A 20,089-nucleotide genomic window follows, 5' to 3' on the forward strand; every position below is an offset into this window, starting at 1 on the left:
CGTCCTTCAGAGCGTTCCGATCTGCCCCAGCTCGTACGGCGTCGTCTGGTAGATCTCGTTGATCCAGTTTCCGAACAGAAGATGCGCATGGCTGCGCCAGCGATTCTGCGGCGGAAGCGTCGCATCATTATGGGGAAAATAGTTGTGCGGCATCTTGATGGGAATGCCGGCATTGACGTCGCGGAAATATTCCTCCGCCAGCGAGGTGGAGTCGTATTCGACATGGTTGAACATATAGAGGCGGTTGCACTTCTTCTCATGCACCAGGCAAACGCCCATCTCTTCTGATTCCATCAGGATTTCCAGCCCCGGCACCTTTTCGATATCGGCACGGCGCACCTCCGTCCAGCGCGATACCGGCACCTGGAAATCATCCGAGAAACCGTTGAGATAGATGGATGACGGGCAAAGATTGCGGTGGCGATAGACGCCGAAGGCCTTTTCCTTCAGCTCATGCTTGGGAACCTTGTGGAAGTGATAGATGGCGGCCATCGCGCCCCAGCAGACATTGAGTGTCGAATGCACATGGGTCTGCGTCCAGTCGAAAATCTGCCGCATCTCGTCCCAATAGGTCACATCGTCGTAATGCAGGGTTTCGACCGGCGCTCCGGTAATGATGAAGCCGTCGAACTTGCGGTCCTTCACCTCGTCCCAGGTCTCGTAGAAGGACAGAAGATGCTCCTCGGACGTGTTCTTGGCCTTGTGGCCGCCAATGCGCACGAGCGACAGTTCCACCTGCAGGGGCGAGGCCCCGACCAGACGCGCCATCTGCACCTCGGTCTTGATCTTGTTCGGCATGAGATTGAGCAGGCCGATCTGCAGCGGCCGGATATCCTGCCGGACCGCCACTGTTTCTGTCATCACCCGGACGCCCTCGTTCACCAGAGTCTGGAAGGCGGGAAGTGCATCTGGAATCTTGATCGGCATGGCGCAAACTCGACAAAAACAAAAAAACCGGTGGCGATAGATCGCGACCGGTCCGTGGAAGGTTTCTTTCTCTTCTCGCGGCCCTTTAGCGACTTGTTTAACGTGGCTGCAAGCCGGCCGGCCAAATCACCACGATGATTGTTCTAAATAGGCTCTTCTTCCTCGCAGGTCAATTCCTGGGAAACAGCATGCCTTGCGAGCGCCGCCAGCGCTTCGGCCATCGTCTCGCCGAAATGCCGGTCCACCTAGGCAAGATGGATCCAGCGCAACCGGAACTGGACAGGATCGCCGCCGCCAAATGGGGTTTCCTCGACGTGCAACCAGCTCTCTTCATACAGGCCGGACAGGCGCAGATGGAAGAAGTGGCGGCGATGGACCAGCCTCTGCCCATCCAGCACGAAACCGTAGTCGTGGCTGAACAGCGGCTTGAGCTCGGATTCCGGCGTAAGCCCGGTCTCCTCGAAGAATTCCCGTGCGGCCGCGAACGCCAGATCTTCGCCACTCTCCACCGTGCCGCCGGGAACCTGCAGCGGCACATCCGGAAAATCCGGCTCGTCGAACACCAGAAGCCGGTCTTGCCAGGTGGCAAATATCAGCACCTTGACGGCGTCCACCATCACCGCTCCCGTCTGGCCATGAAGGCCATGCGTTCAAAAAGGTGTACGTCCTGCTCGTTCTTCAGAAGCGCGCCATGCAGCTTCGGCAGCGCCGTCTTCACATCGGCACGCAGATCCTCCGGATCGACGTCATCGGAGACCAGGAGCCGGATCCAGTCCAGCGCCTCGGAGGTGGACGGTTTCTTCTTCAGCCCCGGCATCTCGCGGATCTCGTAGAACTGTGTCAGTGCGGCGCTGACCAGACGCTGCTTGATGCCCGGATAGTGGACCTCGACGATGCGCGACAGCGTGTCGGCATCCGGGAAGCGGATATAATGAAAGAAGCAGCGGCGCAAAAAGGCATCCGGCAGCTCCTTTTCATTGTTGGAGGTGATGATGACGATAGGGCGAACCTTCGCCCGCACCGTCTCCCCCGTTTCGTAGACGTGAAATTCCATGCGGTCGAGTTCCTGAAGCAGGTCGTTCGGGAATTCGATATCCGCCTTGTCGATCTCGTCGATCAGCAGCACGACCTTGGCGTCGGAGGAAAAGGCCTGCCACAGCTTGCCGCGGCGGATATAATTGGAAACCTCGTTGACGCGCGGATCGCCGAGCTGGCTGTCGCGCAGGCGGGAAACAGCATCATATTCATAAAGCCCCTGCTGCGCCTTGGTAGTGGATTTGATGGTCCATTCGATCATCTCGATGCCGAGCGCCGCCGCCACCTGCCGTGCCAGTTCCGTCTTGCCGGTTCCAGGCTCGCCTTTGACCAGCAGCGGGCGCTCCAGCCGGATCGCGGCATTGACCGCCACCATCAGGTCCTTGTCGGCAATGTAATCGGCGGTGCCTGTAAACTGCATGTCTGATCCTGATTGTCGGGCGCCTCTGATGCGCCAGAAGGTAGAGCCGCCTCCCCTGTTGCGCAAGACGAGACACCTTCTCCCGGCACGCACGTGCAAATCCTGGCGGGACGGCGTTTTGCGCTTTGCGTTCGCCTGTCCGTGTGTCAGGCTGAATGCGGCATCCCCGGATGCTTCGAAGCGCGCTCCGACACCTGGACTGACGACCGGCGTTGGCCACGTTCCGACGGAATTCGAACGATCAAGGCAGGAGCAAATGCGGTCCGGCGCTTCTCGGCTGACCCCACAAGCTTCTGCGCTCTCGATTGCCGCTGCGCGTCTCGGCAATCGACGGCCTTCGTTTCCACTTTCATGCCTCATCACTACCGGCAAAGGCCGCCGCACCGGCTGCCCACCGGACAAGCAAGGATTAAATCCCATGGCCAAAGGTCAAGTCCGTTCCAATCGCGAAGCAAGGAAGCCTAAGAAGGACAAGGAAAAGCCGTCCACGGCGCCTGTCAGCAGCTTCACCACCCAGATCAAGAGCGCCGAGGCATCCGCGCCGAAAAAGCGCTGATCGGCCTCCTGAAGCGGCCCCGCAGGGTCTGATCCGTCCTGCCGGCGCATCGGCCTTTTCCTTTTGCCGGAAGATGCGCTAAGGGCAGGTCATGACCAGCTCTTCCTTCACCATTCTTCTTGGCGGCAATCTTGTCCTGACCGATCGCCTGCGGGCGCTGACGAAGGGAACACGCTCGATTGCCGCCGATAGCGGCATGCGCCATGCCGCCGCCCTTCACCTCTTGCCGGAATTGTGGGTGGGCGATTTCGACAGCAGCGATGCGGCACTCTCGGCCCGCTATCCGAACGTGGAGCGGCGGACCTATCCCGCCACCAAGGCGGCGACGGATGGCGAAATCGCCGTGGCTGAGGCCATTGCCAAGGATGCCTCGCGTCTGGTTCTGGCCGGAGCGCTTGGCGGCGAGCGGTCGGACCATGCGCTGCAGCACTATCTGAACGCGCTCGGCCTGGTGGAGGACGGGTTCGAAGCGGTCCTCACCTCCGGCGAGGAAGAGGCCTATCCTTTCGTGGCGGATAGCCAGCTGGAACTGGAGCTGCCGAAAGGCGCCCTGTTTTCGGTCCTGGGCTTCACGGCCCTGGAGGGGCTGACCATCCGCAATGCCCGTTATCCGCTCAACGATTTCTCACTGACATTCGGCTCGTCCCGCACTCTGTCCAATATTGCGGAAGGGCCGATCTCCGTCTCGCTGAAGCGCGGCCGCGCGATCCTGCTCGCACGCCCCTATGATCATTCCGGAGCCTGACCGCCCATGGCACCTCCTATCCTGAAACTTGACGATATCCGCCTGAGTTTCGGCGGTACTCCGCTGCTCGACGGCGCCAACCTGCAGGTGGAGCCCGGTGACCGGATCTGCCTTGTCGGCCGCAACGGCTCCGGCAAATCGACGCTGATGAAGATCGCCGCCGGCATGGTGGAGGCGCAATCCGGAGAGGTTTTCCGTCATCCGTCCGCCACCATCCGTTACCTGGAACAGGCGCCGGATTTTGCCGGCTTCACCACCGTCCAGACCTATGCCGAAGCGGGTCTCGGTCCAGGCGACGATCCCTACCGGGTCACATACCTGCTGGAGCACCTGGGACTGACGGGCGAAGAGGATCCCCACCAGCTCTCCGGCGGCGAGGCACGGCGCGCCGCGCTTGCCCGCGTCATGGCGCCCGAGCCGGATATCCTGATGCTGGACGAGCCGACGAACCATCTCGACCTTCCGACCATCGAATGGCTTGAAGGCGAGCTGCAAAAGACGCGCAGCGCGCTCGTTCTGATCTCGCACGACCGGCGATTTCTCGAACGGGTATCGACGGCCGTCGTCTGGTTGGACCGCGGCACATCGCGGCGCATGGACCGCAGCTTTGCCCATTTCGAGGCCTGGCGCGACGAGGTGCTGGAGGCCGAGGAGCTGGAGCAGCACAAGCTGGGGCGCCAGATCGAGCGGGAGGAGCATTGGCTGCGCTACGGCGTGACCGCCAGGCGCAAGCGCAATATGCGTCGCCTCGGCGAGTTGCAATCGCTGCGCTCGCAATATCGCGGCCATCGCGGCCCGCAGGGCACAATTCAGGCTGCCATGACCGAAGGCAAGGAAAGCGGCAAGCTGGTGATCGAGGCGGATCAGATCACCAAGCGCTATGGCGATCGCCAGATCGTTTCCCCCTTCTCGATCCGGGTGCACCGGGGCGATTGCATCGGCCTCGTGGGACCGAACGGCGCCGGCAAGACGACGCTCTTGAAAATGCTGACGGGCCAGCTCGCACCCGATTCGGGCGTGATCAAGCTCGGCACCAATCTGGACATCGCCACTTTGGACCAGAAGCGCGAGGACCTGAATCTGGACGACAGCCTCAGCCATTATCTGACCGACGGGCGCGGCGAGACCCTCCTGGTCAACGGCGAACAGCGACATGTGGCGGGCTATATGAAAGATTTCCTGTTCCAGCCGGAACAGATGCGCACGCCGATCAAGAACCTGTCCGGCGGCGAGCGCGCCCGGCTGATCCTGGCGCGGATCATGGCCAAGCCTTCCAACCTCTTGATCCTTGACGAGCCGACCAACGACCTGGACATCGAGACGCTGGATCTGCTGCAGGAAATCGTATCGGGCTATAATGGCACCGTCATCCTCGTCAGCCATGACCGCGATTTCCTTGACCGTACCGTGACCTCCACCATTGCGCCGGCCGATCCGGACATGCCCGACGGCCGCTGGATCGAATATGCCGGCGGCTACACGGACATGATGGCGCAGCGCAAAGGAGCGCTGGACGAGAGGCGCAAGGCGGAGAAGGCCAAGGCAGACGGCTCCGCCACTGCCGCCGTGCAAGCGCCGAAGGCAAAGGCCAAGCTGTCCTACAAGCAGAAATTCGCGCTGGAAACCCTGCCGAAGGAGATGGAGAAGGTCGAAGCCGAGATTGCCGCGCGCGAGGCGAAAATGGCTGATCCGACCCTCTTTACCAAGGACCCGGCGGCCTTCCATCGCATTGCCGGCGAGCTGGAAGGCCTGCGCACCCGCCTGGCAAAGATGGAGGAAGAATGGCTGGAATTGGAGATGCTGCGCGAGGAACTTGAGGGCTAAAAGCCAGATTCTCAGTATTAACAACTAGTTATTGTTTTCATTAATCGTCCGGAGCCGGAACAAAATTCTGACATCGCCGTTCGACTGACAATAGCGCGCTCATTCGGAGACGCTGGCAGATACGCTGGGATTAACGAGCAGAGGGCAGACCATGTCGGCAAATGTTATGAGTCGTCGGCTGGAAGAGACAGCTAGGGATCAGCGGGTCCTCATCGTTGAGGACGAGTTCCTGATCGCGCTGGATGTCGCCGATATTATCGAAGGCATGGGCCTGACCGTCGCCGGACTTGCCACGGGCCGGGACAAGGCACTTGCTCTGGCGGCAGAAGCCGATGTCGCGCTGGTGGATGTCAATCTCGCCGACGGCGCGACGGGACCGGCGATCGCACGCGAACTTGCCGAGCGTTACGGCATCACCGTGATCTTCATGACGGCCAATCCGGAGCAGCTTCGCGGTCGCGCCGATTGCTCGCTGGGCGTCTTGACCAAGCCCGTCATGCCGCAGGTGATCGAGGAATGCATCGATTACGCGCTGGCGAACCGCAATGGTTGGGCCGCGGTTGTTCCCAACGGCCTGAAGGTGTTTTCCCACACCCATCACTGAAGGCGCCCTGCGCCGGTGCCGCCGGGACAGACGTTTCCGTTGGCCCGGTCTTTTCCATTGACCCTTGCTGCGCAGGCAAAGGGTTGATCCCTATGCGTCATCCGCATCATCACATCCGCCACTTGTCAAAGCCGCGGGCTGAAGCTACATCTTTGCTGCTCTAACGGGGTGCCGCCTTGCGCGGCTGAGAGGCCATGCCAACCCGAAGAACCTGATCCGGTTAGCACCGGCGGAGGGATTAGACGGCTCACGATCAGCGCCTATTCCCCGTTTTGACGAGATATGGAGGCGCTGATGCGCAGATGGCTTGCCTATTCCTTCACAGCATTGACCACCCTTCTTGGCGTCCTGCCCGCGCGGGCGGAGGAGCCACCGGTTCTGACCGTCTATACCTATGAAAGCTTCCTGGCGGATTGGGGGCCTGGCCCGAAGGTCAAGGCCGCCTTCGAACGCACCTGCCAATGCACGGTCAATTTCGTCGGCGTGGCAGATGGCGTCGCGCTTCTGACGCGGCTGAAACTCGAAGGGGCCGGCGGCGAGGCGGATATCGCGCTCGGCCTCGATACCAACCTGATCCAGGAGGCGAAGGATAGCGGACTGTTTCAGCCGCACGGCATCGAGATGGCGGCTGTCACCATCCCGGGCGGCTTTGAGGACGACAGCTTCGTCCCGTATGATTACGGCTATTTCGCCGTGGTCTACGACACGCAGGCCATCAAGACGCCGCCCAAAAGCATGAAGGAACTGGTGGAGGGCGATCCGGCACAAAAACTGGTTATCGAGGATCCCCGCACCTCGACGCCTGGCCTGGGCCTGCTGCTATGGATAAAGTCGATCTATGGCGATCAGGCGGACCAGGCCTGGGCCAAGCTCACGGATCGCATTCTGACCGTGACGCCCGGCTGGTCGGAAGCCTATGGCCTCTTCACCAAGGGCGAGGCGCCGATGGTCCTCTCCTACAGCACCTCTCCCGCCTATCACATGGTGGAGGAGAAGTCGGACCGCTATCAGGCCGCGCCCTTTGCCGAAGGACACTATATTCAGATCGAAGTGTCGGGAATGCTGAAATCGGCAAGACATCCGCAACTGGCAAAGGATTTCCTGGCCTTCACGCTGTCTCCCGAATTCCAGTCCATCATTCCGACCACCAATTGGATGATGCCGGTTGCGGCGACCGCCGATCCGTTGCCTGAGGCTTTTTCCGCGCTGATCAAGCCGGCGAAGACATTTCTGATGCCGCCGGCAGACGTGGCTGGGAACCGACAGGCCTGGATCCGTGAATGGCTGACGGCCATGAGCAGGCAATAGGCCAGATGCGGTTGCCGTTTGCACGGAACCGGCATGGCAAGGCGCATGGGGTGACCGCCTGATGCTGACAGAGGCGCAATTCAAGCGCGGCCTCACCGCCGGCGCGGCAAGCCTTGCGCTGATCGGCATCTTCGTCACCTTGCCGACGGCATCGCTGCTCCTGGCCGTTCCCGGCACCGGCACCGGGGCCGGCGCGATCTTCGACGCCTATACGCTGGAGATCCTGCGCTTCACCCTGCTGCAGGCTATCCTGTCGACGCTTCTTTCGGTGGGTCTTGCGGTTCCGGTCGCCATCTCTCTCGCCAGACGACCGCGTTTCGTGAGCCGCACCGTCATCCTCCGTTTGATGGCTGTGCCTATGGGGCTGCCGGCCCTGATCGGCGCCTTGGGACTGATCGGCATTTTTGGTAGGCAGGGGCTGGTCAACGATGCTCTGGCGGCGTTAGGGCTTCAGCAGCCGATCAGCCTCTACGGGCTTGGGGGCATCCTGCTTGCGCATGTCTTCTTCAACCTGCCGCTTGCCGCGCGGCTCCTGCTGACCGCCATCGAGCGCCTGCCGGCGGAATATTGGCGGCTATCCGCCAGCCTTGGCATGAGCCCCTGGTCTGTGCTGCGCTTTATCGAAGCGCCCGCTTTACTGCGCGTCATTCCGGGTGTCGCGAGCCTTGTCTTCATGCTCTGCGCCACCAGCTTCACCCTCGTCCTGGTGCTTGGCGGCGGACCTGCCGCCACGACGCTCGAGGTGGCGATCTACCAGGCGCTGCGTTTCGACTTCGATCCGCCGCGCGCCGTATCGCTGGCCCTGCTGCAGATCCTTCTGACGGGCCTCATCCTCTGCCTGCTCTTCTGGCTTGCCCCGAAGGCCTCCACCGGTGCCAGCGAGGGGCGTGCCATTCGCCGCTTCGATGCGCAAGGCCGGGCGGCCGTAATCGTCGATGCAACGGTGATTGCCCTTGCGACGCTCTTCCTCGTGCTGCCGCTCCTGTCGATCCTGGTCGCCGGCCTGCGTGCCGATCTCGCGCGGCTTCTGACCCTTCCGGAGGTCTGGCAGGCAGGCAAAACCAGCCTGTCGATCGCAGTCACGGCCGCCTTTCTGTCGCTGGGTCTGGCGAGCGGTATCATTCTCTCACGCTCGGTCGTGCAAACACGCCGGCGGCCCAGCCGGGCGCTCGGCGCCTTTTCAGCGCTGCTGGCCGTCCTGTCATCGCTGGTCCTGCTGGTCCCGCCCGTCGTCCTTGGGACCGGCTGGTTCCTCCTCCTCCGCCCCGTCGTGAACCTTACGGCCGCCGCACCCTTTCTTATCGCCGCAATCAATGCGCTGATGGCACTGCCCTTCGTCATGCGCGTGCTGGAGCCGGCGGTCGAAGCGCATCTCGCGCGCACGCGGCGGCTCAGCGCAAGCCTTGCCATCCATGGCTGGAGCAGGTTTCGCCGCGTCGACTGGCCGATCCTGAAGCGACCCATCTTCATGGCGCTCTCCTTTGCCATGGCCCTGTCGCTCGGCGATCTCGGTGCCGTCGCCCTGTTCGGCTCGCATGACCTTGTGACCCTGCCCTGGCTGATCTACAGCAGGCTTGGAAGCTATCGAACCCATGATGCCGACGGGCTGGCGCTGATCCTTGGCATTGTGTGCCTGATCCTGACCCTGCTTGGCACGGCGGGCAACAAGGACGACCGCCCATGACCCCCGCGCCGGCAATCCAGCTCCAGACGGTTCGCCTGAGGCTCGGCACCACCGATTTTGCCTATGAGTGCCGCATTCCGGCAGGCGGGATCACCGCCATTGCCGGCCCTTCAGGCTCCGGCAAATCGACGCTGCTGAACCTGATTGCCGGTTTCGAGAGACCCGACAGCGGCACGATCCTGATCCATGGTGAAGCCGCAGATCACATGCCGCCCGGGCAGCGGCCGATCTCGCTGGTTTTTCAGGATAATAATCTGTTTGCCCATCTCGACCTCGCCACCAATATCGGGCTCGGCATCGATCCGCGCCTGCGCCTGACCGCAGAGCAAAAGAAGGCCGTCGTCCAGGCGCTCGACCGCGTCGGCCTTGCCGGTTATGAGACGCGGAAGCCGGGAACGCTATCGGGCGGCGAGCGGCAGCGGGTCGCGCTGGCCCGCGCTCTGGTGCGCCGGCGCCCTATTCTCCTGCTGGACGAGCCCTTTGCCGCGCTGGATCCGGCCCTCAAACGGTCCATGGCCGATCTTCTGCTGGATCTCCATCGCGAGGCGGCAAGCACCGTGCTCTTCGTTACGCATGACATCGAGGATGTGCGCCGCCTGGCCGACAGTGTCCTCTTCATAGATCAGGGCCGGATCGTCTTTGCCGGCGCCACGAGCCGCTTCCTGGGGCAGGACGCTCCTGCTGCGATCAGCAAATTTCTCAGCTCTTCATAAAGCGTAAACGCAAGCGCCACATTTTGGACGCGTGTCGATGGCATCCCGCATTGCAAAAGCGCAGGCGGTGATTGTTTGCCAAGGCAAATGTTCTACTTAAGTACAAAGAGGGCAGAAGCACCCGGTATCGGCATAGGCAGGGCACAGGACGAGAGGCATCGGCGGATTTTCGATGTGCCACGCGATGCGCCGGATGGCAAATTTGGAAGAATGAACTTGCCGATCAGACAGGCGAACTTGACAGCGTCCGGCACCAGAGCGCAAGGCGATCTGACTGAAGCAGATCGGCGCTCTGTGCTTGTGTGCGAGATGCATAAACCGATCGGTTCCTGTTCCACCCAGGCCGGAGCGCGCCCCGGGCACCAGCCAGACGTTCGCCTTGGCCTTCCGCGGTGGAGCCGCCGTCCGATGATTGCCCTTCTGGCGGCTTCCACCCTGCTTTCCGGTTGCCAGACCATCCTCGACCAGACTTATCAGGCCGATATCAAGCCGTCCTCGACACCCCAGATCGTCGATCAGGTGCAAAAGGATGATCCGCGGGCCCAGATGGGCGCAAGGGAGCATCCTCGGATCGTTGCGAGCTATGGCGGCGAATATCATGACGCCAAGACAGAGCGCCTGGTCGCCCGGATCACCGGCGCGCTGACGGCCGTTTCGGAAAACCCAAACCAGTCCTACCGCATCACCATTCTCAACTCGCCGGCCATCAACGCCTTCGCGCTGCCCGGCGGGTATCTGTACGTTACCCGCGGCCTTCTGGCACTCGCCAATGATGCTTCCGAAGTTGCCGCGGTTCTCAGCCATGAAATGGCGCATGTGACCGCCAATCACGGTATCGAACGGCAGAAGCGGGAAGAAGCCGAAGTCATTGCCAGCCGCGTGGTGGCGGAGGTCCTGTCCAGCGATCTCGCCGGCAAGCAGGCCCTTGCCCGCGGCAAGCTGCGCCTGGCGGCCTTCTCGCGCCAGCAGGAACTGCAGGCGGACGTCATCGGCGTGCGCATGCTGGGAGAAGCCGGTTACGACCCCTATGCCGCTGCCCGCTTCCTCGATTCCATGGCCGCCTATGCCCGCTTCTCGGCGGTGGATCCGGCGACCGATCAGAGCCTCGACTTTCTGTCCAGCCATCCCAATGCGCCGCAGCGGGTGGAACTGGCGCGCCAGCACGCCCGTGCCTTCGGCCAGGAGGGCACTGTCGGCGATCGTGGCCGCGACTACTACCTGACCGGGATCGACGGACTTCTCTATGGCGACAGTCCGGAAGAAGGCTATGTGCGCAACGAAACCTTCATGCATGCCGGGCTCGGCATCCGGTTCGACGTTCCTGAAGGGTTCCGGATCGACAACAAGGTCGAGGCGGTCCTGGCCACCGGACCGGATGAGACGGCGATCCGTTTCGACGGCGTCAAGGCACCGGACAATCAGAGCCTGACCAATTACCTGACGAGCGGCTGGGTGGCCGGCCTCTTGCCGGGCACGGTTCGGGAAACCACCGTCAACGGATTGCCGGCCGCCACGGCCCGTGCCTCGGCCGAGCGCTGGGAATTCGACGTGACCGTCGTGCGGGTCGATGACCAGATCTTCCGCTTCCTGACGGCAGTGCCGAAGGGAAGCGCGGTCTTGGAACCGACAGCCAATATCCTGCGGACGAGTTTCCGGCGCATGACTCCGGCCGAAGTGGCGCAGATCAAGCCATTGCGGGTCCGGGTGATCACGGTCGGTGCCAGTGACACGATCGGCACACTGGCCGCGCGGATGATGGGGACCGATCGCAAGCTCGACCTCTTCAAGCTCATCAACGCCCTGCCCGCCGGCGCTTCGGTCTTGCCCGGACAGCGGGTGAAAATTATTTCTGAATAAAGCCGCTTTTCCAGAAGATTCCGCGGTCGAGACCGCGCGTCACGGCAGATCACCGGACAGGGAGATCGGCTGCAACGCAAGCAATCGAAAAAAGCATGAGCCGGCGGTCAGGCCGGCCGATCAGGTCAGGCTCAGCCTAAGCGGGTTCCGGAAAAGTGTTTCACGGCTTTGCGACCGGAACCAGCGTCAAGACAACACAACACTGAATGGACGAAGCGTTGGCAGGCCCATGCAAGTCTGCTTAGCCTCAACAGGCAGCCGCCATCTGGGGATTGGTGGTGACAAGGGCGGATTTCAGCTTCTCGATGGCGCGGCTCTCGATCTGCCGCACGCGCTCCTTGGAAATGCCGAGTTCGGCCCCGAGCGCTTCGAGCGTCGCACCATCATCCGTCAGGCGACGGGCATGGATGATCTTCTTCTCGCGATCATTCAGCTTGGTGAGGGCGCCCTGAAGCCATTTCAGCCGCCGTTCGCCATCGATCATTCCCGAGACCTGCTCATCCGGCAGGGGTTCGTCGCTTTCCAGCATGTCGAGGCGCTCAACACTGTCGGAATCGCCGGCAATCGATGGTGCCTGCAGCGAGGCGTCGTTGCTGGAGAGGCGGGCATCCATGGTCTGGACATCGGCGAGGCTGACGCCCAGCGCCGTTGCGATCTCTTCGTGGATTGCCGTCGGGCTGACCGACGCATCCCCACGCGAGAGTTTCGCGCGCAGCCGACGCAGATTGAAGAAGAGAGCCTTCTGGGCCGAACTTGTGCCGCCGCGGACGATCGACCAGTTGCGCAGGATATAATCCTGCATCGACGCCCGGATCCACCAGCTGGCATAAGTGGAAAATCGAACATCCCGCGCCGGTTCAAACCTTGCCGCCGCTTCCAGCAGCCCTACATAGCCCTCTTGTACGAGGTCGCTCATCGGCAGACCGAAACCGCGGAACTTGGAGGCCATGGCGATGACAAGCCGCATATGGGCAAGTGCAATCTGGTTGCGGGCATCCTGATCCTGATCGTCCTTCCAGCGGACAGCCAGGTCACGCTCTTCCTCCCGCGCAAGGTAGGGCGCCGACATGGCGATCTTGATCATTGTGCGGTCTGCTGACATGGCATTCATCGCGCTCTCCGTGAAACTGAATGTCCCCACAGAACCAGAGGCTTGCCATCAGACGCGGTTCTGCCCGTGAGATGCGTCACAGGCAGGGCAACTGGCGGCATTGGTTCTGTTCCCCTCGTTGAGAAGATGAAGAAGAGCCCCGCTCCGCTTCATCGTTTCGGGTCGCAGCATCGCCTATCAGGCAGCGATACTGTTCGCCGTACCGGCGGGTAAACGCCCGGGCAGGGCAAAAGTTCCATAAAAAAACCCGGCCAAGGCCGGGTTTTTTTGCGAAGAAGCAAAAAGAGCTTATGCAGCTTCTTCGTGAGACTCGTCTTCTTCGGTCAATTTGGTGCGCTTGGGGCCCTTGGCGAGATTGGTCTCGACAAGGCGCACCGCCTCGGTTTCCGACATCTTGTTGACGGCGGCAATCTCGCGCGCCATGCGGTCGAGAGCCGCTTCGTAGAGCTGACGCTCGGAATAGGACTGCTCGGGCTGGTTCTCAGCACGGTAGAGGTCACGAACGACTTCTGCGATGGAGATCAGGTCGCCGGAATTGATCTTGGCATCATATTCCTGCGCGCGGCGCGACCACATGGTACGCTTCACGCGGGCCTTGCCCTGGACAACCTTCAGAGCGCGCTCGACAAAATCCGTTTCCGACAGCTTGCGCATGCCGATGCTCACGGCTTTTGCAACCGGCACCTTGAGGCGCATCTTGTCCTTTTCAAAATCGATAACAAACAGTTCGAGCTTCATACCAGCCACTTCCTGTTCCTCGATTGCCGTGATAGTGCCTACGCCATGGGCGGGATACACGATCGATTCGCCGGTCTTGAAGCCGTGGCGTGCCGAAGATTTTTTCTGCTGGGTCGTCATTCGTTTAACAAACTCCCTGTTACGCACCTGACCACCCATAGGCCAGGGCCGGGTCAGTCAGGCCCGGATGAGACGGGGGAACCGTCGGGTGACTCCATACTGGTCCGACCAAACGCGCGCGAAAACTACCCCTGTCGCGATTTGCGAGGACAAGATCCAAAGACTGGCTTTGTCACGGAAACCGCGCTAGGTGAACTGGTGCTTTCGTGATGTTTTTGGGCACGCGAATGCCGCTTTGTGGAACAGTTCTTATTGTCTACCACAAATATGGGAGGAAATCAATGATTTGCTTTCGCAGATGCAAAGGCGCAACGCCGCAGCCTTGCTTAAACCTTAAGCACGGATGAAAAGGACGGGCCGCGGTTTCACCGCTCCCGCCTTTCAAAACTCAGTCGCCCTTGCCGGGCTCGGGCGAAAAATACTGCTCGAACTTGTTCGCCACGCCGTCCATTTCCTTGGCTTCGTCCATAGGATCGCGCTTCACGGTGATGTTCGGCCAGATCTGCGCGTAATCGGCATTGACCTTCAGCCACTTGTCCAGGCCTGGCTCGGTGTCCGGCTTGATCGCCTCAGCGGGACATTCCGGCTCGCAGACGCCGCAATCAATGCACTCGTCCGGATGAATGACGAGGAAGTTCTCACCCTCGTAGAAACAATCGACCGGGCACACTTCCACGCAATCCGTATACTTGCAGCGAATACAATTGTCGGTCACGACATACGTCATGAGGCACTCCAATAGCGTCACGAGGCGTCAGCGGCAGAGAAGGCTGACCCTTCAGGTAAGGGCGCCGGTCGCGGACGCGAAAGCCCGAGATCAATCACCCCGCGGCATGTCCGGTTCCGGCTTTTCTTGGTCCCTAATCGCTTTGAACCGGCTTAGCAAGGATAAACAATCCAGCAAAACCAGTCCCGGGAGATCATTCTACCAAAGGCAAAACAATGCGCGCGGTCAGGGGCGATGACGCTCGCGCAGCCGGCGCTGCGCACGCTCGAATGGCGTCAGATGCAGGGTCTCTCCGCTCGAAAGGTCCTCGTAGAGCAAGCGGGCCTCTTCGGACGGACCGCGGCGATGCCCAGGCGATTTCACTAGGACGGTCATGTCGCGATGTTCGAGACGAAGGTCCAGGCGATCCCCCGGCTTCACCATGCGGCTCGCCTGCGTTACCACCTGATCATTGAGGCTGACATGGCCCGCCTCGATCAGATCCTGCGCCAGCGATCGTGATTTCGCGAGGCGCGTGAAGAAAAGCCACTTGTCGAGACGCTGACGCTGATCTTCAAGTGGCTTTTCCGTCATGTCACTTTTTCATCTGCTCCTTGAGAGCAGCCAGTTTTGCGAAAGGTGAATCAGGATCGATCGGCTTTTCCTTGCGCGGCGGCTTTGCCTCGAAGCGGTTCGGCTGCGCCGTTTTGTCGCGATCCGGCCGCGACTGACGATCGCCCCGGTTGTCGGGACGACGGTCTCCGCGATTATCCGGCCGCCGATCACCGCGGTTCGGGCGTCCGCCCTCCCTTTGACCGTCGCGCTGGCCGTCTCTCTGGCCATCCCGGTTCCGGCCATCGCGATTGGCGCCATCCCTGCCGCGTGCAGCCTGGTCTCCGCGATCATCGCTACGGCGCTCGTCACGCCGGCCGTCGCCGGCATTGCGATTGCCCTGGAAGCGGCGCTCGCCCTGCGGACGGCCTCCGCGCTGGTTATCGCTGCGGCCGCCGCCGGGACGCCACAGAAGGACCGGCTTCGGCTCTTCCTCGGCCTGATTGTCCTGTGCGGCAGACACGGCCGCCTCCGGCTGCGCATCGGCAATTCTATCGGCACCCGGCGAGACCGACGCATCGGCATCGTCCGGTGTCGCAGTTTCGGCGGCAGACGAGGCATCGCTCGCCTCCGGGCTCACCGGATCCGCATCATCGTCCGAAGAGGCATCGGCATCGCCCGTATCCGCTGCCATTGCCGTTTCCGGCATCGCCGCCTGCGGTTCGGCCGATGCATCACCGCTCACCGCGCCGTCTTCGGCCGGGGCCTTGTCCTCGGTCGAGGCCTCGCCTGTCAGTTCGGCCGAAGCCTCACCCTGTAACTCGTCCGGCGTATCGCTCGCCGTCTCATTCGATGCTCCGCCGGAAACAGGGGCCGCGGCCGGCGCTGACTTTTCATCATGCGACGCCAGGAAGGCCTGCGCCTCTTCGGGCTTCACCGCATCGGCGCGATAACCGAGACCCTTCAGGATCTCCTCGATATCGTCCGGCGTTGCGCCGAGGATCGACAACATGGCCGTCGTCGTGGTGAAGCGTCGCCCGTCATAGGCGCCGTCCGGACGCTGGCCGGAGCCCGGCTTCCACTGCAGGAGCGGCCGGATGAGATCGGCCAGGCGCTCGAGAATGTCGACGCGCACGGCCCGCTTGCCAAGGAAGCGGAAGCCGGCCAGCTTGTAGAAATTGCGTTCGAAGGAGGGATCAGTGACCACCGAGGTCCGCCCTGCCGCCAGAGCGGGAATGAGCTCGCCGTAACCGGGCTTGTCGAGGCCGTCATTCTTCAGCGCCCAGAGCAGCGTGATGAGTTCGGCGGGCGCCGGCTTCAACAGGGCGGGCATGAAGATATGGTAGGCGCCGAAGCGAACGCCATAGCGCCGCAAGGATGCGCGCGCATCCTGATCCAGCGTCTTGACCTCGTCGGCCACATCGCGGCGGAAGAGGACGCCGAGATTTTCCACGATCTGGAAGGCGAGGCCCTTGGCCATGCCCTGCAGGTCTTCGGCGCGCGACAGATCGTCCAGCGGCTTCAGGACCGTGGCGATATGGTGGTTGACGAAGCGTTCAAGCCGGGCCGCCACGTGATCCCGGGCATTGCCGGTGAGCTGCTCGTCTGCAAGCAGGATCACGCGGGGATGCATGATATGCTCGGCGGAGGTCAGCTTGGCAACCGGATCGCCAAGCCAGCGCAGCGCGCCGTCCGACCCCAAAGCCAGATCGCCGTTGCCGCAGGCATAGAGCCGCGCCGCCCGCGCCTCGAATTCCAGCGCCAGTGCCTTCTGCGCCGCAGCCTGGACAGCTTTCGCGTCTGGCCCTTCCGCATTGGTAACGGGCGTGAACCGGAAACCGGCAAGTTGACCGACGTGATGTCCTTCGACGAAGACATCTCCATTTACACTTATTTCAGCTTCCAGCATTGCATTCTCTCTCAGGCGCTTCATGAGCACAGATGTCCTGCGATCAACAAAGCGTTTCGTCAACCGTTCATGTAGCGCGTCGGACAACCTGTCTTCGATTTCCCGTGTCTTTTCTTGCCAGTGTGTCGGATGCGCCAACCAACCCGGGCGGTTCGACACATAGGTCCAAGTTCTGATCTGGGCAATACGGGCAGACAATGTATCGATTTCGCCATCCGTCCGATCCGCCCTTTGCACCTGCTCGGCCATGAAATTCTCGTTCACCGAACCGAATCGCACAAGATCAAAGAATAGCGTCGAAATCAGGTCGGCGTGCTGCGCGGGCGTGATCCGCCGGTAATCCGGCAGCGCACAGGCCTCCCACAATGTCTCGACCCGCTCGGGCGTATTGGCAAGATCGACGACTTCCGGATAGCGACAGAGATAATCCAGCGCCTGGCTGTCGGTTGCCGGCAAGGCCCGCGTGAGGCCCTGGACAAGCGGCGCGGCATCGAGGCTTGCCCGCAGATCGCGTAGCGAGGAATAGTCCAGCGCCTTGGACCGCCACTGCAGGACCTTCACCTGATCAAAATGGTGACCTTCGATCCGTTCAACGAGTTCGTCGTCGAAAGGCTGTACCTGGCCGGTGACGCCGAACGTGCCGTCCTTCAGGTGTCGGCCGGCGCGGCCGGCAATCTGTCCGAGCTCGCCGGGATTGAGGTTGCGGAACTGATAACCGTCGAATTTTCTGTCCTGGGCGAAGGCGACATGGTCCACATCCAGATTGAGGCCCATGCCTATGGCATCGGTCGCCACCAGATATTCCACGTCGCCGGCCTGGTAGAGACCGACCTGCGCATTGCGGGTGCGAGGGCTGAGCGCCCCCAGCACCACCGCGGCACCACCCCGCTGCCGCCGAATGAGTTCCGCGATGGCATAGACCTCGTCGGCCGAGAAGGCGACGATGGCGGAGCGCTGCGGCAGACGCGTGATCTTCTTCTGTCCGGCGTAAAAGAGCGTGGACAGGCGCGGCCGCTCGACCACGGTTATCCCTGGCAGCAGGCGCTCCAGGATCGGCCGCATGGTGGATGCGCCCAAAAGCAGCGTCTCCTCGCGCCCCCGCAGATGAAGAATGCGATCGGTGAAGATATGGCCGCGTTCGAGATCCCCAGCCAGTTGCACCTCGTCGATCGCGACGAAGGCCGCCTTCGTTTCGCGCGGCATGGCTTCCACGGTGCAGACGGAGAAGCGGGCCTGGGGCGGGGAAATCTTCTCTTCGCCGGTGACGAGAGCCACATGGGCGGCGCCGACGCGTTCCACCAGCCGCGTATAGACCTCGCGGGCCAGAAGCCGCAGCGGAAGGCCGATGACCCCCGAACCGTAGGCGACCATTCGCTCGATGGCATAATGGGTCTTACCCGTATTGGTGGGGCCGAGGACCGCGGTAACGCCGCGACCGCTCAAGATCATGGGCTGGGAATTCAACGCCTGTATCCGCACTTCCTGTCCGGCCCCCGCCTGCTGCAGGGGTCATTTCCCCACACATGGCGTCATCGCGCGCGAATGACAAGCCGTTGAGGCGGCAAAAGGCCGGCCGCCCGGCAAAAACCTGTCCTCTTGGCCGGCAAAGGCGCCGGCGCAGCGCGATGGCCACCCGCCTCCGGCACGGCGCAGCAATCGGTGGGCCTTGCGGTTCAGCCGGCGTTCAGCTGGCAGGTCGGAAGATGATGCTGCCATGTCCATCGGTCAGGAGGCCGTGCCGGTGATACCGGACCGGCTCCGGGAGACGCATGTGATCTTCATCGGCGAAGGCTCCAAACAGGCCGTTGCAGATCATCGCATCAGGAGTCGGAACCAAATCGGGAGATCAACGTTTTCGCGGCACAGAATATCACCTCGGAGCCATCTCAATGTTGGGTACAATCCTTCTCGTCATCCTGATCCTGCTGCTGATCGGCGCACTTCCAAACTGGAATCACAGCCGCAGCTGGGGATATGGGCCCTCAGGAGGATTGGGGCTTGTCGTGTTGATATTGATCATTCTGCTGCTGATGGGCAGGATTTAAGGTGCGAACAGTCGCAATATCAAGGGAAGGAAGTGGGACATGAAGAAGATTTTCGCCGCAGCAGCAATGGTCGCAATGCTGGCATCGTGCACAACAACCGAACGCGGCACGGCGATCGGTGCAGGAACGGGCGCCGTGATCGGTGGCGCAGTCACCAATAGCTGGGGTGGCGCAGCCGTTGGCGCCGTAGCAGGCGGTCTCGTTGGCGCTGCCATCGGTGAATCGCAGAAGAACCCGGGCTATTGCGTCTATCGCGATCGCTACGGCCGCACCTACGAAGCGCGTTGCCGCTAAAGATTTGAAGGCTCCCTCTCGGGAGCTGGGTCATGACGATGCCGGCGCTGAAAGGCGCCGGCATTTTGCTGTCTATCGGGCGGGCTGAGGAACGGACCCTTAGCGGCCCGCGCCGCGTTGCCGCCCGGGAACGCCCGGACCGCCGGCGACACGGCGGGTGAGCCTTACCGGGCTAAGCCGCGCGGCCGGCAGCGGCCTGACGGGATGTCAGGCGAAATACTGGCCGCCATTGGCCGACAGCGTCGAGCCGGTGATGAAGCCCGCATCATCGGAGGCCAGGAAGACCACGCACCGGGCAATCTCCTCCGGCTGTCCCAGCCGCCCGACGGGAATAAGCGGCAAAATCCTCTCGTTGAGGACTTTTTCCGGCACGGCCAGCACCATTTCAGTGCCGATATAGCCCGGGCAGATGGCGTTGACGGTAATGTTCTTCGCCGCCCCCTCCTGCGCGAGCGCCTTGGTGAAGCCGATATCGCCGGCCTTGGCCGCCGAGTAATTGGCCTGGCCCATCTGCCCTTTTTGTCCGTTGATCGATGAAATATTGATGATGCGCCCGAAGGACCGGTCCCGCATTCCGCTCCAGACCGGATGCGTCATATTGAAGAGGCCGGTCAGATTGGTGTTGATCACCTCGTTCCACTGGCCGGGCGACATTTTGTGAAACATCGAATCGCGGGTGATGCCGGCGTTGTTGACGAGTACGTCGATGGGGCCGAGTTCGGCCTCCACCTTGGCTATTCCCGCAACGCAGGCATCATAGGAGGAGACATCCCATTTGAAGACGGGAATGCCCGTCTCCTCCTTGAAGGCGAGCGCCCTTTCGTCATTTCCCGCGTAGTTTGCAGCCACCGAATAGCCGGCCGCCTTCAATGCTTCCGAGATTGCCGCGCCGATACCGCGCGTTCCCCCGGAAACCAATGCCACTCTGGTCATGCTGCAC

General features: G+C 61.9%; 19 protein-coding genes and 2 riboswitches. Of the genes, 10 read left to right on the forward strand and 9 right to left on the reverse strand.

Annotated features, from left to right (window positions below; genetic code table 11):
• Positions 1–6: 6 nt before the first annotated feature.
• The 3 genes from metA to QTJ18_RS20620 all read right to left on the reverse strand — a co-directional run bounded on the left by metA (position 7) and on the right by QTJ18_RS20620 (position 2,383).
• Complete coding sequence (gene metA / locus QTJ18_RS20610) at positions 7–927, reverse strand: homoserine O-acetyltransferase MetA (protein ID WP_252754255.1); 921 nt, start codon at positions 925–927, stop codon at positions 7–9.
• Positions 928–992: 65 nt separating this feature from the next.
• Positions 993–1,070: riboswitch (SAM riboswitch) on the reverse strand.
• A gap of 102 nt (positions 1,071–1,172) precedes the next feature.
• Positions 1,173–1,544, reverse strand: a complete 372-nt coding sequence (locus QTJ18_RS20615; RefSeq protein WP_289852153.1) for an NUDIX hydrolase — start codon at positions 1,542–1,544, stop codon at positions 1,173–1,175.
• Entirely contained in the window at positions 1,544–2,383 is an 840-nt protein-coding gene (locus QTJ18_RS20620; RefSeq protein WP_252754253.1) for an AAA family ATPase, read from the reverse strand. Before QTJ18_RS20620 ends, QTJ18_RS20615 begins: the two co-directional genes overlap by 1 nt.
• A 418-nt stretch (positions 2,384–2,801) precedes the next feature.
• Here QTJ18_RS20620 and QTJ18_RS20625 point away from each other — a divergent pair, with 418 nt between their 5' ends.
• The 8 genes from QTJ18_RS20625 to QTJ18_RS20660 all read left to right on the forward strand — a co-directional run bounded on the left by QTJ18_RS20625 (position 2,802) and on the right by QTJ18_RS20660 (position 11,674).
• The gene (locus QTJ18_RS20625; RefSeq protein WP_252754252.1) at positions 2,802–2,939 is read left to right on the forward strand and encodes a hypothetical protein; all 138 of its coding nucleotides are present in this window, start codon (positions 2,802–2,804) and stop codon (positions 2,937–2,939) included.
• Between the two features lie 91 nt (positions 2,940–3,030).
• On the forward strand, positions 3,031–3,684 hold the full coding sequence (locus QTJ18_RS20630) for a thiamine diphosphokinase (protein WP_252754251.1): 654 nt from the start codon (positions 3,031–3,033) through the stop codon (positions 3,682–3,684).
• A 6-nt stretch (positions 3,685–3,690) separates the two neighbouring features.
• Positions 3,691–5,508 (forward strand): ABC-F family ATP-binding cassette domain-containing protein, encoded by a 1,818-nt coding sequence (locus QTJ18_RS20635; RefSeq protein ID WP_252754250.1) that lies wholly within the window; start codon positions 3,691–3,693, stop codon positions 5,506–5,508.
• Between the two features lie 151 nt (positions 5,509–5,659).
• Positions 5,660–6,112, forward strand: coding sequence for a response regulator (locus tag QTJ18_RS20640; RefSeq protein ID WP_252754249.1), 453 nt, complete (start codon positions 5,660–5,662; stop codon positions 6,110–6,112).
• A 154-nt stretch (positions 6,113–6,266) separates the two neighbouring features.
• Positions 6,267–6,367: riboswitch (TPP riboswitch) on the forward strand.
• A 39-nt stretch (positions 6,368–6,406) separates the two neighbouring features.
• Positions 6,407–7,420 (forward strand): thiamine ABC transporter substrate binding subunit, encoded by a 1,014-nt coding sequence (thiB, locus tag QTJ18_RS20645; RefSeq protein WP_252754248.1) that lies wholly within the window; start codon positions 6,407–6,409, stop codon positions 7,418–7,420.
• A gap of 61 nt (positions 7,421–7,481) precedes the next feature.
• Positions 7,482–9,104: a thiamine/thiamine pyrophosphate ABC transporter permease gene (thiP, locus tag QTJ18_RS20650; protein WP_252754247.1), complete on the forward strand. Its 1,623-nt coding sequence runs from the start codon at positions 7,482–7,484 to the stop codon at positions 9,102–9,104.
• Positions 9,101–9,817 (forward strand): thiamine ABC transporter ATP-binding protein, encoded by a 717-nt coding sequence (locus QTJ18_RS20655; RefSeq protein WP_252754246.1) that lies wholly within the window; start codon positions 9,101–9,103, stop codon positions 9,815–9,817. Before thiP ends, QTJ18_RS20655 begins: the two co-directional genes overlap by 4 nt.
• Positions 9,818–10,225: 408 nt before the next feature.
• Positions 10,226–11,674 carry a M48 family metalloprotease gene (locus QTJ18_RS20660; protein ID WP_252754245.1) on the forward strand — a complete coding sequence of 483 codons (1,449 nt, stop codon included), beginning with the start codon at positions 10,226–10,228 and terminating at the stop codon, positions 11,672–11,674.
• Positions 11,675–11,921: 247 nt separating this feature from the next.
• On the opposite strand, the gene QTJ18_RS20665 is transcribed toward QTJ18_RS20660, so the two are convergent.
• From QTJ18_RS20665 to QTJ18_RS20685, 5 genes are all read right to left on the reverse strand, one after another.
• On the reverse strand, positions 11,922–12,785 hold the full coding sequence (locus tag QTJ18_RS20665; protein WP_252754244.1) for an RNA polymerase factor sigma-32: 864 nt from the start codon (positions 12,783–12,785) through the stop codon (positions 11,922–11,924).
• Between the two features lie 288 nt (positions 12,786–13,073).
• Positions 13,074–13,643, reverse strand: a complete 570-nt coding sequence (locus QTJ18_RS20670; protein WP_252754243.1) for a CarD family transcriptional regulator — start codon at positions 13,641–13,643, stop codon at positions 13,074–13,076.
• A gap of 388 nt (positions 13,644–14,031) precedes the next feature.
• Positions 14,032–14,370, reverse strand: a complete 339-nt coding sequence (gene fdxA, locus QTJ18_RS20675) for a ferredoxin FdxA (protein WP_252754242.1) — start codon at positions 14,368–14,370, stop codon at positions 14,032–14,034.
• Between the two features lie 225 nt (positions 14,371–14,595).
• Complete coding sequence (locus QTJ18_RS20680; RefSeq protein ID WP_252754241.1) at positions 14,596–14,943, reverse strand: RNA-binding S4 domain-containing protein; 348 nt, start codon at positions 14,941–14,943, stop codon at positions 14,596–14,598.
• A gap of 1 nt (position 14,944) precedes the next feature.
• Positions 14,945–18,259 (reverse strand): helicase-related protein, encoded by a 3,315-nt coding sequence (locus QTJ18_RS20685; protein WP_252754464.1) that lies wholly within the window; start codon positions 18,257–18,259, stop codon positions 14,945–14,947.
• 440 nt (positions 18,260–18,699) lie between these two features.
• On the opposite strand from QTJ18_RS20685, the gene QTJ18_RS20690 reads away from it, so the two are divergent.
• A complete protein-coding gene (locus QTJ18_RS20690) occupies positions 18,700–18,855 on the forward strand; it encodes a DUF3309 family protein (protein ID WP_252754240.1) in 156 nt (51 codons plus the stop codon).
• Between the two features lie 39 nt (positions 18,856–18,894).
• Positions 18,895–19,149 (forward strand): YMGG-like glycine zipper-containing protein, encoded by a 255-nt coding sequence (locus QTJ18_RS20695; RefSeq protein ID WP_165216865.1) that lies wholly within the window; start codon positions 18,895–18,897, stop codon positions 19,147–19,149.
• A gap of 207 nt (positions 19,150–19,356) precedes the next feature.
• On the opposite strand, the gene QTJ18_RS20700 is transcribed toward QTJ18_RS20695, so the two are convergent.
• Entirely contained in the window at positions 19,357–20,082 is a 726-nt protein-coding gene (locus QTJ18_RS20700; RefSeq protein ID WP_252754239.1) for a beta-ketoacyl-ACP reductase, read from the reverse strand.
• Positions 20,083–20,089 lie beyond the last annotated feature (7 nt).

Origin of the sequence: Rhizobium sp. SSA_523 (assembly GCF_030435705.1) — a bacterium.
Lineage (GTDB): Bacteria > Pseudomonadota > Alphaproteobacteria > Rhizobiales > Rhizobiaceae > Neorhizobium.